Source organism: Yaniella halotolerans DSM 15476 (assembly GCF_000420805.1).
Taxonomy (GTDB): domain Bacteria; phylum Actinomycetota; class Actinomycetes; order Actinomycetales; family Micrococcaceae; genus Yaniella; species Yaniella halotolerans.
In genome coordinates this window covers 187,959-203,440 of record NZ_ATVQ01000003.1, presented here as the reverse complement: position 1 = coordinate 203,440, position 15,482 = coordinate 187,959, and the positions used below count along the sequence as shown (strand labels likewise).

At 55.2% G+C, this 15,482-nt stretch carries 9 protein-coding genes and 1 tRNA gene; 3 read left to right on the top strand and 7 right to left on the bottom strand.

Going from position 1 to position 15,482, the window contains the following annotated elements:
- Nucleotide 1 precedes the first annotated feature (1 nt).
- From G583_RS15675 to G583_RS15670, 4 genes are all read right to left on the bottom strand, one after another.
- Nucleotides 2-1,303, bottom strand: a complete 1,302-nt coding sequence (locus G583_RS15675; RefSeq protein ID WP_022871193.1) for a S1C family serine protease — start codon at nt 1,301-1,303, stop codon at nt 2-4.
- A 142-nt stretch (nt 1,304-1,445) separates the two neighbouring features.
- Nucleotides 1,446-1,519, bottom strand: a tRNA-Met gene (locus G583_RS0110780).
- A 64-nt stretch (nt 1,520-1,583) separates the two neighbouring features.
- Nucleotides 1,584-4,691 carry a UPF0182 family membrane protein gene (locus tag G583_RS0110775; protein ID WP_022871192.1) on the bottom strand — a complete coding sequence of 1,036 codons (3,108 nt, stop codon included), beginning with the start codon at nt 4,689-4,691 and terminating at the stop codon, nt 1,584-1,586.
- Nucleotides 4,692-4,764: 73 nt separating this feature from the next.
- Nucleotides 4,765-5,817 carry a YlbL family protein gene (locus tag G583_RS15670; RefSeq protein WP_022871191.1) on the bottom strand — a complete coding sequence of 351 codons (1,053 nt, stop codon included), beginning with the start codon at nt 5,815-5,817 and terminating at the stop codon, nt 4,765-4,767.
- 131 nt (nt 5,818-5,948) lie between these two features.
- On the opposite strand from G583_RS15670, the gene G583_RS15665 reads away from it, so the two are divergent.
- Complete coding sequence (locus tag G583_RS15665; protein WP_156832104.1) at nt 5,949-9,020, top strand: efflux RND transporter permease subunit; 3,072 nt, start codon at nt 5,949-5,951, stop codon at nt 9,018-9,020.
- Between the two features lie 66 nt (nt 9,021-9,086).
- Nucleotides 9,087-10,475 (top strand): zinc-dependent metalloprotease, encoded by a 1,389-nt coding sequence (locus tag G583_RS0110760; protein ID WP_022871189.1) that lies wholly within the window; start codon nt 9,087-9,089, stop codon nt 10,473-10,475.
- Here G583_RS0110760 and G583_RS15660 read toward each other — a convergent pair.
- Nucleotides 10,472-11,080 (bottom strand): M48 metallopeptidase family protein, encoded by a 609-nt coding sequence (locus G583_RS15660; RefSeq protein ID WP_022871188.1) that lies wholly within the window; start codon nt 11,078-11,080, stop codon nt 10,472-10,474. The two genes, G583_RS0110760 and G583_RS15660, sit on opposite strands and share 4 nt — an antisense overlap.
- Before the next feature lie 152 nt (nt 11,081-11,232).
- Between G583_RS15660 and G583_RS0110750 the strand changes: the two genes are divergently transcribed.
- Complete coding sequence (locus G583_RS0110750) at nt 11,233-12,348, top strand: ubiquitin-activating E1 family protein (protein WP_022871187.1); 1,116 nt, start codon at nt 11,233-11,235, stop codon at nt 12,346-12,348.
- On the opposite strand, the gene G583_RS0110745 is transcribed toward G583_RS0110750, so the two are convergent.
- Both G583_RS0110745 and nudC read right to left on the bottom strand, forming a co-directional pair.
- The gene (locus G583_RS0110745; protein ID WP_022871186.1) at nt 12,312-14,402 is read right to left on the bottom strand and encodes an ATP-dependent DNA helicase UvrD2; all 2,091 of its coding nucleotides are present in this window, start codon (nt 14,400-14,402) and stop codon (nt 12,312-12,314) included. The two genes, G583_RS0110750 and G583_RS0110745, sit on opposite strands and share 37 nt — an antisense overlap.
- 1 nt (nt 14,403) lies before the next feature.
- The gene (gene nudC / locus G583_RS0110740; protein ID WP_022871185.1) at nt 14,404-15,408 is read right to left on the bottom strand and encodes an NAD(+) diphosphatase; all 1,005 of its coding nucleotides are present in this window, start codon (nt 15,406-15,408) and stop codon (nt 14,404-14,406) included.
- Nucleotides 15,409-15,482 lie beyond the last annotated feature (74 nt).

Here is a 15,482-nt window from a genome sequence, read left to right as displayed (position 1 = left end):
TCTAGCCCGAGTTCATACCGCCCAATTGCAGCGTTTCAGTAAATTCTTCCCCGTCGCGTACAACGGTGAGTTCGACGTCGGAACCAGCCGGATACTCACGCACAGTTGCTGACAGCGAGCCCGGATCTGATACCGATTTTCCCTCAATCGCAGTAATGACGTCATCGGGCTCAAGGTTGGCCCCCGCTGCAGGACCGTCTTCGACGACTTCGACCACACGAGCGCCTGAGGATATGTTCTCGTCACCCGACGGTACGATCGACACGCCAAGCATGCCGTGCGAGGCTTCACCGTTTTCGATGAGCTCACCTGCAATGCGCTGCGCGTATTCGGCAGGAATGGCAAAACCCAAGCCCACGTTGCCTTCTGAGCGCGTTGCGATGGCCACGTTAATGCCAATAAGCCGACCGGCGTGGTCGACAAGAGCACCACCGGAGTTGCCGGGGTTGATAGCGGCGTCTGACTGAATCACGTTCAGATGGATTTGGCCTTGTTCAGCGGGTACTTCCTGGTTTTCAGGCAGACCGAATTCGAATGGGCTTTCCTGTTCAGGCATCTCAGGTTCTTCCGGAACGGCCGAGGACGCCACGGAGATCGTGCGATCAAGATTGGAGATAATCCCCTCGGTGACCGTGCCCGAGAGTCCCATTGGAGCACCAATGGCCACGGCCTGGTCCCCCACATTCAGCTCTTCAGCGGAGCCCATTTCGATGGGAGTGAGTCCTTCTGCATCAATTTTGATAACCGCCAGATCAGACATCGGGTCGGTGCCAACTACTTCGGCACGGTGCACTTGTCCATCAGAGGTTTGCACCTGAACATTTGCCGCTGCTGTTTGTCCACCCAGGGTCACCACGTGACTGTTCGTGAGGATGTGTCCCTCCTTGTCGAGGATGACCCCCGAGCCTGAGCCTTGGGCCTCGTCTCCACCAACCGATAAAGTCACAACGGAGGGCGAGGCGATGGCGGCTGCTTCGGTAGTTGGCGTGACATCGTCGGTGCGATTGAGCTGTGGTGACTCTTGCACGTTTTCGCTGCTCGTTGCACCGGTAGAGTCCGCATAGTGGACGGCGAGGCCACCTGCTCCCCCACCCAGCACTCCGGCCAGAACAACGCCGGTGAGAAGGACGGGCCAACCAAATCGACGTGATTTGTGCTGCGCAGGTTCAGACGGCTGGTCAGACCAATATGGTGAGGTCGATGTTGGTGGAGGCGGGGGTGGAGTCTGCCCTAGTGTCTCTGTGGGCTGTTCGTCTCGGCGACCGTGCTCGCGGGCCTCGTCTGACCAGTTATCGTTCATCATCCGTCCTTTCCTAACAGGACTATTTTGGTACAGCTTGCTGAGTGTCACCCGAATGAAATCGCCATGGAAGCTGTGCACCGGGTACAAGAACTCCGGGCATGCGAAAAGCCCCCGACCTTGTCGGGGGCTTTTCTCTTACTCGTTGCGGGGGCAGGATTTGAACCTGCGGCCTTCGGGTTATGAGCCCGACGAGCTACCGAACTGCTCCACCCCGCGGCGTGTAATTACACTCTACACACCGCGGAAATGGAATGCAAACTGACGAATCAGTTCATAACCCTTAGTCAGAGCCGTTTTCGGCGTCGCTGTTACCAGCGTCACCTTCGTCCTCTGCCGGGGCTTCACCCTCGTCGAGTTCGATTGCACGTTCCAGTGCAGCTTGCAGGTCGGCTTGCGCCTGACCGTATGCTGCCCAGTCGCCATCGGCCATCGCTTCATCCGAACGAGCCATCGCGTCGCGTGCGTCTTCGAGTGCTTCGTCAAGCTGCGCGGATGGGGCATCGGCCATCGGTGGCTCTGCCTGATCGGTTTCTTCGGTGCCTTCTTCCCCTTCGGTTTCAGCTGGACTTTCTGCCTGCTGTTCCTCTGGAGTTTCTGCACCGGCGTCGCCTTCGAAGACCTGGTCGAGTGCTTCAGCGAAGGTGTCAGCGAAGCCGACCTCGTCACCGAATGCCACCAAAACCTTTCGCAGGACCGGGTAGGACGTTTCGCCAGTTGAGCGAACGTAGACCGGCTGGACGTAGAGGATACCCTGCGCGACTGGCAGCGTAATCATGTTGCCGTTGATCACGTCGGAAGCACCCTGACGCAATAGGTTCAGCTGACGAGACACGGTGTCATCAGAGTTGAAGTTGTTCTGCGCCTGTCCAGGACCAGGTGTTGTGGTCTGGCGTGGCAGCTCAAGCATCTGCAAGTGTCCGTAGCCGTCGGATTTGACGCCGTCCTCCCCGGTTCCTGCGTCACCGTTAGCACCCAGAAATCCGTACAGTACGTTTCGCTGGGCGACGCCCTCACGTTCCTGCGGGATAAATGGCGTGGTCAACTGGAACGCTGGATCCTGACCAGGCATCTGCATGGTCATGTAATACGGCGGCAGCTTGACGTCGTTTTCAGCGCCTGAAGTTGGGTCATCTGGAATAGACCAAGCGTCGTTGTTTTCGTAGAAGTCGCCTGGATCATCCACGTGGTAACGGGCAAGTTGTTCACGCTGAACTTTGAACATGTCCTGTGGGTAACGGACATGGTCCATCAGCTCAGCTGACATTTCAGAATACGGTTTCACCGTGCCGTCATAGACTTCCATCCATGCTTGCAACAGTGGATCCTCCGGTTCCCAGGCGTACAGGGTCACCGAACCGTCGTAAGCGTTCACGGTCGCTTTGACCGAGTTACGAATGTAGTTGACCTGACCGGTCAGGGTGAGGTTCTGGTCAACATTCAACGCATCGGTGGTAGCCGATTCCAACTGGGACTGATCCGAGTATGGGAAGGCATCCGAGGTGGTGTACCCATCGACGATCCACTGGACTTCGTCATCCACGATGGCCGGGTAGGTGTTGGTATCTACTTCGAGATACGGTGCAACTTTTTCGACGCGCTCAACAGGATCACGGTCGAACAGGATCTGTGACTCTGAGTTCACATCCTGCGACAACACAATTTCTGTTGCGCCGAATTTGATGGCGAATGCCAACTGGTTGAACAGGCCACCAACTGCTGGACCACCGTCACCGGAGAAGGTGTACGAGGTATCCTGATCCGACCCAGTTTCCTGAGGACGGTCACGTTCACGGTCTGGTTCGCCTTCTTCATTACCGACGATGGAGTAGTCGGGTGAGTTTTGGCCGAAGTAGATACGAGGTTCGTAGTCATCTTCTGAGGCCAGCACACCGGAGGTTGGAATACCTGACAGTAGGAACGATGGCCGTCCACCGCCACCAACTTCAGAGGCATCCGCAGCGACGATGCCGTAACCGTGGGTATAGATCACGTGCTGGTTAACCCAGGAGTCATCTCCCGGAGGGTTCACTTCACGAGCAGCCAGCACGGCGTCACGGACTTCGCCATCGATCTCATAGCGGTCAACGTGCAGTGTTTCTGGGAACGAGTAGTACGGACGGAACTGCTCGAGCTGACCGAACGTCTGGCTTAGCAGATTGGGGTCCATGAGGCGGACGTTTGCTGTCGTCGCGGCGTCACCGGCCAGTGCGCCACGTTCCGCCGCGGTTTCACCTGCGTAATCGGTGTATTCCACATCTGACACGTCGTAGCCTTCACGAGTGAATTCGATGTTTCGCTCGATGTATTCGGCTTCCATGGTCTGCTCAGTTGGTCCTACCCGGTATTCCTGAATCAAGAATGGGTAGATCGCACCGGCGATTAGGGCAGCCACGAGGAAACCAGCGACACCAATAATAGACAGGCGCCACCGTCCGGTGATCATGGTTGCGATGAACAACACGATAATCAAAATTGCGGCAATAGCCAAGATCGTGGAAGTAGGAATGACGGCGTTGACGTCCGTGTACATCGCACCGGCCCAGTTACCAGACTGGTCCTGGAGTGTGCCGTAGCGGTTGAGCCAGAAACGGCCAGCCTGCAGCAACATGTAGATGCCGGCAAAAATCAGAATGTGGAAGCGTGCAGCACGTTCCACTGTGATGCCAGAGCCGTCTTCAATGCGGACCCCACCGTAGAGGTAGTGCACAATGAGGCCGGCAATACCTGAGACCAGCACGACGGACACCAGGAAGGAAACCAAGGTGTTCAAGAAGGGCAACGTAGCCATGTAGAAGGTCATATCCAGACCAAACTCTGGATCCTCCATGCCGTATGGCACCTGATTGAAGAACAGTAAGACTTGTTCCCACCCGTTCATCCCGGCGGTACCAGCGAAGAAACCAATGAGAATTGGGGCACCAATGAATACCAGCCGGCGAATGGGTTCGAGCTGTTTCTGGTACTGCTCGACGTTGCGACGCAGTTGTCCTGCCAAGTTCTTTGGTCGATATTTATAGGCCAGATGTAGTGCCAACCAGGTGATCGCGGCCATCACCAAACCGGCAGCAACAAACAGTATTGCCTTGGTGATGTACTCAGTCCAGAAGACCTGCTGGTAGCCCAGCTGGTTGAACCACAACACCTCGGTGTAGACCATGGTGAACAGCACGAAGAGTGCCACCAGCACACCGAGAATAATCAGTGTGAGGAGGAGTGCTCCTGGACGACGCGAACCTGCGCCGCCGCTGCTTGTAGCATCGCCATTTGACGAGCCTCCGCTGCCTGACGAGAAACCGTTGCCGCGGTCAGCGCCGCCGGAATCGTCAGAGCCACCGGAGGGATCATTCGGGCGGCCGAATATGCCACCGAATCCTTGTCCGAAACTCACGGTAGTTCCCTATCTGCGGGCTGTGCCCGACTTATTTTTTGTACAATCAGTGAAATTCTAGCGAACTGACAGCTTATGAACAGGTGGGGTAATTCATTTCACCTGCGGGCGCATCCAAAATTTCTAGTGCGGTGTCCAACGTGTCGACGCTATAAACGGTCATGTCATTCGGTACATGTGTGATTTCTTCGCAGTTCAGTTCGGGGGCTAAAAAGATGGTGGCGCCCTCGGATGCTGCGGCCGTAACCTTCTGTTGTATTCCCCCGATGGGTCCCACCGTGCCATCGGGATCAATGGTGCCAGTTCCAGCGATGTGACGTCCGTCGGTCACTGACTCTTCGGTCATACGGTCAATTAACGCCAGCGTAAACATCAACCCGGCAGACGGGCCGCCGACATCTTCCAAGAAAATATCCACGTCGATGGGAAACTCAAACTCCGAGTCCAAAAAGACCCCGACCTGATACGTCCCGTCCTCGCCTTGGGTAACCGGGATGGTGTGAGTCTGTTCGGCACCATTCCGACGGATCGTCATCTCGACTGGCTCGCCTTCGGCTTCCTGGATGGTATTGACCAGCTGCCCATGACCGGTAATTTCTGTTCCGTTGACGCTCACGATCTCGTCATTGGGTTCCAATATGTCTTGCGCCGGGGAGTTCTCAGTGAAATCCAATGCGAACAATCGCTGCATATAGTCCTGATCAAGATGTTCCAAAGCGGCGGCCACCGCCCAGGACTGCGAATCCACCATGGCTTCAGCATTTTGATCGCGAACTTCATCGCCGGTTGTTTCAGGCGGATACAACAACTCGGCCGGCGTGATTGCCGGATACGGTTGCACGGCGTGATACAGCACTTCAAGAATCAAGGACGAAGACGTTGGCGGGCCCGAAACCGAGATCGTGGTCAGATCCAGACGCCCCTCAGTCGGATAGGTCTCAGCCCCGTCAATTTCGACCATGTCGTGGGTCGTACCCTCCACCTCGACTTGCTCGAGGGTGTCAAACGTCGGCCCGGGTGCCTGAATCGTGTACGGAGTGGGAATGAACATCGTCAAGAACACCACAATCGCCAAATAGGCTCCTACGCGTTTGGCCCGTGGCCGAAGTTTTCGCTGTGCGTCCATACATCGCTTTCGTTCCGTCAAACTTGGAGTTGAGTGCCCAACACCCGTTTAGGGTAAGTTGATCCAAGAACTTAGGCTACCCATACATACGTTATATAAGGACCACATTGGACTGGCTCGTCAAACTCAGCATGAAGAATCGTGCTTTTATCGCCTTAGTCACCATCGTCATCATGGTGTTGGGACTCGTTTCGCTTAACATGCTACGGCGGGAGCTCATCCCGCCGGTTGAGTTACCAACGGTTGCAGTGACAGCCACCAACCCGGGAGCCTCTTCGGAGCAAATGGCCGATCAGGTAGCCGAACCCATAGAACGGCAATTAACCACGGTCGATAACGTGACTTCGACGTCGTCGACTTCCAGTTCGAATTTCTCCATGGTGACGCTGGAAATGGAATACGGCTCAGATGTTTTCCGAGCCGCTTCCCAAACAGACACCTTATTGAACTCACTGGACGAGCAACTGCCTGATGGCACAACCACCACAACACTATCTGGTGGTTCAGCTGATATTCCGGCAATGGTGGTCACCATCAGTTCTGATCTTTCCGCAGCAGAGTTGGATCGGCGCTTTGAGCAGTCGGCGCGTTCCGATATTGAAAACATTCCGGGTATTGCCCAGGTACAGCTCTTCGGCGCCAATGACGAAATTATTCGTCTGAGTCCCGATGATGACGCTCTGGAAGCAGAGGGACTCGACCGTTCAGCCATTGTGGATGCGTTGGAGGATGCAGGCGTCGTCTTCCCCGGTGGCAACGTCTCCGAGAACGATCAATCTCTAGATATTTCGATTGGGAAAGCCTTCGACGACGTCGACGATTTGGCCGCCACACTCATTCCGGTAGACGAGGGCACGCCAATACAGCTCTCCGAGGTTGCTGAGGTCGAACAGACAGAGGCTGAAGCCGAATCGCTGTCGCGCACCAACGGTAATGAAGCGATCACGCTGTTGGTGATGCCGTCTAATGACGCGAACTTCATTGAAGTATCCGAACAAGCCCTAGCTGAGATGGATGAAGCCGCGCAGCAAATGGGATCGGGCACCGAATTTACGGTGGTCTTTGACCAGGCTGAATTCATCGAAGACGCGATTGCCGGACTCGCCAATGAAGGGCTGTGGGGGTTAGCCCTAGCTGTCCTGGTGATATTTGTCTTCCTGTTATCGCTCCGTCCGACCATCATTACCGGTATTACGATTCCGTTGTCAGTGCTGTTCGCGTTCGTAGGCATGCTGGCCACCGGCACCACGGTCAATATGATGTCGCTTGCCGGGTTGATGATCACCATCGGACGTATGGTTGACGACTCGATCGTCGTGATCGAAAACATCATGCGACACCTCCGACAGGCGCCCAAAGGTGAGTCCAAACTCAGGACCATTACCAGGGCTACGGGCGAAGTTTCATCCGCGGTGATTTCTTCAACGGTCGTCACCGTCATGGTGTTTGTACCGATCCTGCTCGTCGAAGGCATGGCCGGCGAACTGTTCCGGCCCTTTGCGCTCACCGTAGTCCTCGCCATGGTTGGTTCAACCCTCGTGGCACTGACCATCGTGCCGGTATTGGCCTACTGGTTCATGCGTAATCAGAAGATCCGTGGCGATAAAGCCGCACAGATGACGGATACAGACATTCGAGTCACCACCAACTGGATGGCACGACTCTACCGTCCAATCATCGCCTGGGCTATTCGATCGCGTGTGACCCGCTGGTCTACCGCTGTCGTTGCCCTCGGCATCTTTGTCGGTTCATTAGCACTGGTACCGGTCCTGAAACTAAATCTGTTAGGCGACACCGGCATGAACATACACGCTGTCACCTACACCGCCCCACAAGGATCAACCCTGCAACGCACGTCAGAACTCTCTGCTGAGATAGAAGAAGAGCTCGCTGACGTTGAACAGGTGGAGACCGTGCAAGCAGATATCGGCGGCGGCATGATGGGTGGTGGCCCTGACCAAGCATCATTCACCCTCATCACCGATGCCAGCGCTGATCAGGCCGAAGTTGAATCTGATATCCAGAAAACGCTAGATGCCTACTTCGAAAATAATCCAGCGGCCGGCGAATTCCAGCTTGAAGCCGGTGGCGGCATGGTCGGTTCGGATACCGTTGATATCAAGCTTGATGCCCTCGACGAATCCGATCTGGCTGAGGCCACCGAGACACTCAGCGCTAGTTTTGAAGATCTCGACGACGTCGCCCGTGTGGAATCTGATTTCGAAGCCGCAGCACCTTCCCTCGAGATCGTGCCTCTCGAGGACGAAATCGCGAATTACGGTATGACCGTTCCCGAAGCAATGGGACTGATCGCATCGCACACTTCCGACTTCCCCGTTGCCGAAGTCACCATCGATGACACCGAACTCGATGTGCACATGGATTCCGCCTCAGCTGTAGAAACTGTAGAAGACATCGAAGAGTTGGATCTCTTTGGCATTCCACTGACCGATATTGCCGAGGTCAACCGAGTCAATATCGCACCGTCTGTTACCACGCTCAACTCAGTCCGTACCGTGACCATTTCGGTCACTCCCCAGTCCACCGACGATGTCGGCGCTGCAACCACGGCGCTCGACACAGCCATAGATCAGGCTGAGTTACCCGACGGGGTGCGAGCCGAAGTGGGCGGTGTGGCCGAAGAAATCGACAAGACCTTTGAACAGCTGGCACTTGCTATGGCGGCCGCTGTCCTCTTGATTTACGTGGTACTCGTATGGTTGCTGAAGTCCCTGATTCAGCCACTGATCTTGCTGGTAGCCATCCCGTTTGGTGCTACAGGCATGATCTTGGCACTGCTAATCACCGGCACGCCGTTGGGGGCGACCACCCTGGTAGGCATGCTCATGCTCATCGGCATCGTGGTCACCAACTCGATTGTGCTGATGGACTTGATCAACCAGTACCGACGACGCGACGCGAACCTGGACCAAGCAATTATTGCCGGTGCTCAGAACCGTGTTCGGCCGATCATCATGACCGCAGCAGCCACCATCGGCGCGATGATTCCGCCGTCACTTGGACTCGCCGGACAGTCGAGCTTCGTTTCAGCACCCATGTCTATTGCTGTCATCGGTGGATTGGTTGCTTCGACATTAATCACCTTGGTGATTGTGCCGGTTCTTTACCGAATGACAGAAGGTACCGCGCAGCGCTTGAGCGAGCGTCAAGCGCTACGTGAAAAAGAAGCCTTGACGACCTAGAAACATTTAGCGTATAGCCCACAGAGGCTATTGTTTGAACCGGCCCCTACAGTAACGTGGAGAGATATGAGCAATACAGGCCCAACGAACGGCGACGACCACGATCCAATGTCCGAAATGTTCCGGAAAATGTTTGGTGAGAACGCACCCGACCCGGAAGAGATCCAACGCGCTATGAATCAATTTGGCGCATCCGGTATGCCTTTTGATCCTTCGATGATGGACCCGCAGATGATGCAAAACATCATGCAGCAGTTCCAATCGATGATGCAGGGATCGAACGACGATGCACCGGTTAACTGGGACTTGGCAAAGCAGACTGCCCGTCAATCGATCGCTGGGCAGGATCCCTCAGTAGGCTCATTTTCTGCCACTGAAATTGATGATGCTGTCCGTCTGGCAGACTCATGGTTGGATAATTCGACCACCCTTGAAGCAGCCAACGTTCCCGTCATTGCGTGGTCACGTGCCGAATGGGTTGAGGCAACCATGGACAACTGGCGCGAGATGACCAACCCCGTAGCAACCTCCCTATCCGAGGCCTTAAGTCGAACCATCACGGAACAGCTCCCAGGGCAAATGCCAGAAGAATTTCAGGGCGCCTTTGGCGATATGCAGCCGATGATGAAAAATCTTGGTGGTTCCATGTTTGGGCTACAACTCGGCCAGGCCATCGGTGAGCTCGCCCAGGAGGTTCTCTCCGGAACCGACACCGGTTTTCCCATCGCAGGCCAACGCATGGCGATGCTGCCGGTGAATATCGAAGAATTCGGCGACGGACTCGCAGTTGAACCCGACCAAGTCCGCATCTACCTTGCGCTGCGTGAAGCCGCCCGCATGCGTCTCTTCGCAAACTCACCGTGGTTAGCACGCGATCTCACCGCTATGGTGCAGCAGTATGCCGCAGGTATTACCATCGACGTTTCGGCGATCGAAGATGCGGTTCAGCATCTTGACCCCACCGATCCAGAATCAATGAACCAGATGTTCTCCGGATCAATGTTCATTCCAGAACCTGAGGGCGCTCAAAAGGCTGCTATCGAGCATCTGGAAACATTGCTTGCGCTCATTGAAGGCTGGGTCGATGTCGTCGTCACCGAAGCTGCCACACCATTAGAATCTGCCAATGCACTCCGAGAGATGATCAATCGTCGTCGTGCTTCTGGTGGACCTGCGGAGCACGCTTTTGGCTCTCTGGTCGGCCTTGATTTGCGTCCTCGTCGACTCCACGACGCCACGAAGCTCTGGACCACCATCCAAGAAGCCGAAGGGATCGAATATCGCGATGCCATCTGGGAATCCCAGTTGCGTCTACCAACCGACGAAGATCTGGATGATCCTGAAGGCTACGTTCAACGGCAAACCTCTGCAGATGAGCAGTCGGCCACGCTCGATGACGACCTCAAGAAGTTGCTCGAAGGTGGCTTCGACGACGACCAGGACAAGAAAAACTAGTCGTATTCGTCCGGGAATGTTTTGCCCTCGCCACGGTGCTGGGCAAAACTCACTCCGTCGAGGAAGGCATTGGCTTCACTCATGCGTGGGTACCGTGCTGCAAAGTCACGAAACTCTTGACCGTGGTCGGTGTATTTCAGGTGGGCAAGTTCGTGCACCAGCACCCCATCGATAACCCACTGGGGCATCCCGTGCAGCATCGTAGAAATGCGGATAGCACCGGTGGCAACAGTGCAGGACCCCCACAGTGTTGTCTGCCGGTCAGACCACACCACTGAGGTGGGCATGACCTCCGAGCCGAGCCATACGCGGGCTAAATGTTCTGCCCGACTATACAATTCTGAGTCCGAACGGGGTGTTTGTCGCTGACGGGATTTGAGTTTCGATATCAGCGCCGTCCCCGACCGCACGATATCCGCGTCTCGCATACGCAGTGGGACAGATAACTCGATCATCCCGTCATGCATTTTCGCCGATATGGTCTTCTTCCGTCGTGCCGAACTAATCAGGCGAACGGTTTCTCCACCGATCTCGACAATTGATGATATTCGGCCACCGGAGAGTTGCTCGATATCTTCGCGTCTCAAAGTTGAAATAGTATCCATGTCCTTCATGCTGCACCAGGGCACAAGCTCCCGAGGCTGAACGCCAGAACCTGTGGAGAACGTATCCGAAACATCCTAGCTGTGGAAAACACGCCGCTTGCACTGTCACGATAGCCCAACATGGTAACACCTTGAACCGATGAGGAGTCACCATGCAAATCAATCCGGGACTATCCATAACGAAGCTGGCTGCCAATCATCTACAGATCGGGTCCGGTCATCGTGGTTTGGAACTCGCAGGTCTCAACAAACAGGCTGCCATGTACTTACATTGGCTTCGCCAAGGAATTCCCGACGGCCAAGAAGCTCAGGTTGCCACTGATTGTGACGTCTCCCCGGTCGATTTTGAACTACTGATGCGCAAGCTAGCACCCCTACTGGTGTCAACTCCCTTTGCCGACAGCGCGGTAACAAGCTTTGATCAGGACCATCGTGGGAGTCTGTCTCGCCTGCGTTGCGTCACGCCTATTTTTGAAGGTGGCAAACTTCGCGGTCTTGCGCCGCACAACGAAGACCAGTTCCAAACGCAACGATACGCTGCCGCGCTGCAGGTGTTCGGGTTGGGTCGAACAGGTGTTGCTTTGAGTGGCGTGCTACAGGATTCGGGTATTGGTCACCTCAGTGTCTGGGATTCGCACAGGGTTTCCTCCAACGATGTTGGCACGGGATTACGTGAAGAAGATATTGGCTCAGTGCGTTCACTGGCAACAGCCTCCGCATTGAATCCACAACATCAACGACCACGTATCCACCCCACTGGCCGAGCGAAACAACCACCACTTTCCACGCTTGCTACGGTCCACATCACCCTAGGTCGGTGGCACACCGCGACTATTCAACAAGCAAAAGAGTTGAAACACCCGTATTTACCCGTTGTAATTCGTGACGACGAAATCGATGTTGGACCCTGGGTTGCCCCTGACGCAGCAGCCTGTCCCATGTGCTTAGAGACTGCGTCTACCGAAACCGCTATCCATGACCGACCTTTCTCAGCACTAGATGGGCGCTGCGGTGGTATTGAAACCCTGGCTGGTGCTCACTTAGTGGCTGGGCTCATTGCCACCGAGCTCCTGTCATTGGTCGATTCGCAACACTTGCGTCACCGTGTCCCGGTGACCAAACACGGCATGGTCCCAGGGCTGAATCTCAATACTTTTACTCGAATCCATTTGGCCAACGGCTGGATTCAAACCTTCGAAGTCGCCCCACGGCGGGGCTGTTGCGCAGCCGTTCAAGAGCTCAAAATCGCCAGCACTTCAGCCCCGTAGCGCTCTAATTTTTTGGGCCCGACACCGGGTAACTGCCGCAATTGCTGAAGGTCCGTGGGCATGTTTTCAGCGATGGCCACCAGTGTGGCATCCGTAAAAACGACAAACGCTGGGACCTTATCCGAAGTCGAAATGTCTTTTCGCCAGGTAACCAACTTATCGAAGGTTGCTGGATCATACGTTGGCGGGCACTCGTCGCAGCGGCCAATCTTACGCTCGCCACCGGTGGTCAACACCGTACCGCAGGTGCGACACTTGGCTATTTTTGCACGGGTAGAGCGCTTGGCCTTGGGTTCCGCTGCTGGGCCGGCTTTGGTAGTGGTGGTGCGGATCGCCCGCAGGAATCGTGACGGCCTCCGGTTGGCACGACCACCAGCTGACCTTGATAGCGCCCACGACAGATATAACCGAGTTTTGGCTCGAGTGATACCTACGTAAAAGAGTCGTCGTTCTTCATCGACGTTCTTGTCTTCGGTAGCAAAACTGATGGGCATCAAGCCTTCAGTCACGCCCACGAGAAATACGGTGTCCCATTCCAGACCCTTTGCTGAGTGAATCGATGCCAACGAGACGCCATCCATCACGGGCGCGTGCTGGTGTGAGGCTCGCTCATCAAGCTCTGCTACCACCACATCCAGGGTCACTTGATCGCCACGAGCCTCCACGAGATCTTGTGCGAGATTCACAATGGCGTTGAGTGACTCCCAACGTTCCCGCACCGCACCGGATTGTTGTGGAGCTTGGGCGGTATAACCTAACGATGCCAATACGTCCTTCATGCGGGGTATAACGGCTGTTCCTGCGATACCATCGGCAGATTTTGCAGCCGCGCGCAGTTGCAAAATACCATCGCGGACTTCGCGACGGTTAAAGAAGCGTTCTGCACCACGCACCTGGTAAGAAATACCAGCATCACTAAACTGCTGCTCAAAGGCTGCAGATTGTGCGTTAGTGCGGAACAGTATGGCAATGTCCGAGCCTTTGTGCCCTGCCGCGAGAAGTTCCTTGATTTGGCCGGTTACCCATTCAGCTTCGACCTGATCATGGCTGCATTCTGCGAAGACGGGTTCTGGCCCTGTTTCACGCTGCGAGAGCAGTTCAAGTGGCTCCGGCCAGCGCGGCAGCGACGGGCGATCAGATTTTGTCCGTTCTTGTAATAGACGGTTAGCTAGATCCACGATCTGCGGAGTCGACCGGTAGTCGCGAATCAGCTTGATCTGGGTGGCATTGGGGAACTGTTGACCAAAGTCCAACAGATAGTCCGAGGTTGCCCCGGTAAAAGAATAAATAGTCTGGGAGGTATCACCGACCACACAGAGATCATCACGATCCCCCAACCAGGCTTTGAGTAAGCGGTATTGCAGCGGCGAGACGTCCTGAAATTCGTCGACAAGAAAGACCCGATATTGGTTACGGACGGTCGCTGCAATGCGTGGTTCGGATTCGAGGATGCCAACCAGAATCAACAAGACGTCTTCGAAATCAATGAGGGCTCGGTCTGATTTCAGGTCTTCATAGCCTTGGAACAGTCGGGTCACCGCAACGAGGTCCCATCCTGCAGGCATAGTGCGGTGGGCACCCTGCTGTTGATAGGTCTGCGGTGTGAGCATGTTGAATTTTGCCCACTCAATTTCCCCAGCCAGGTCTCGAATTGTGGCTTTATCGGTGCTCATGCGTAGCCGCTGAGCAGCTTCCATGATCAGGTGCGTCTTGTACTCGACCAATCTGGGGACATCTCCCCCGATTGCTTGCTGCCAAAAGTATTGCAATTGCGCCAGTGCCGCAGCGTGGAAAGTTTTTGCTTGGACTCCGTGTGCACCCAGATCTCGAAGTCGGGCGCGCATTTCCGCTGCGGCTCGAGCTGTGAAGGTTACTGCTAAAACGTTGTAGGGGTTATATACCCCGGTAGCTACCCCATAAGCGATGCGGTGAGTGATGGCTCGGGTTTTACCCGTTCCTGCACCGGCCAAAATACGGACCGGTCCGCTCAAGGTGGTGGCTGCCTGGCGTTGTTCAGCATCCAGGCCGGCTAGAATCTCGTCGGGATTTTGCAATCTAATTCTCTAAAGTTCTGGGTTGCGGCAATGGTCCACCGTACCAGTGGCGCATTAAGTGGTGTGCGATCGAGGCGGCTCCCGGAATGAACATCCGGCCAGACTCCACCTCTTCGCGTAATTCTTCACGGCTAAACCAACGAACCTCTGCAAGTTCTTCATGATCCGCTTGCGCGTCTTCAGGATGTTGGGTTTGACCAAGATATCCCAGCATGAGCGATTGTGGGAAAGGCCAAGGCTGTGATCCCATGTACTCTACGCCATCGACAATCACTCGTGATTCTTCATACACTTCGCGTTTGACTGCTGCTTCCAACGATTCGCCGGGTTCTACGAAACCTGCCAGCGTTGAATAGCGCTTATTACCCCACGCTTTGTTATTGCCTAAGAGCGCCCGGTCGTCGGGGTCGGTAATTAACATGATCACCGCCGGATCGGTACGTGGAAAAAGTTCGTACCCGTCCTTTGGACACACTTGCACCCAGCCGGACGTTGTGAGTTCAGTTTTAGTTCCGCAACGAGGACAGAACTTATTAGCGTTGTGCCAGTTAGCAATGGCAATTCCTGAGACAAAGATACCCACGTCTCGGTCGTTGAGTGCCGGAGCAATGTCCGACACCCCTAACCAGTCAATATCTGCAGGTTCTTCGACCACTACTCCACCGACTTGGGGATCCTGTAGCCATGGCGCTTTGGTATCAGATTTCGCGATCAACAGCACGATTTCTACATGCTCTTCATCCCGATCCACAAATTGACTATGTTGCGGAGTGTGCTCAGCGGAACGTCCAAGGTAGACAGCGTCGCCTGGAAGCTCTCCGGTTGGAGCGGTCAGGACCAAACCCCCGTCATACATGGGTGCTGTCCGACCGTGCAGCCAAAGCACTCGGGTGTTGGGCTGATCCCAGATGGTTGAGAGCCACTGCTCGTCGTCGCGAAGTTCAGTTCCACGGTCTACATCGTCACGGGCAAGCGGAAGGCGTCCAAGGCCGGGCAGCATATTCATAGTTTCCACTGTAGGTCGAGGCGCAGAGTTTTTCGACTCACCAGGTTTACTCAACCAGATCTTCTCCAAGCGGG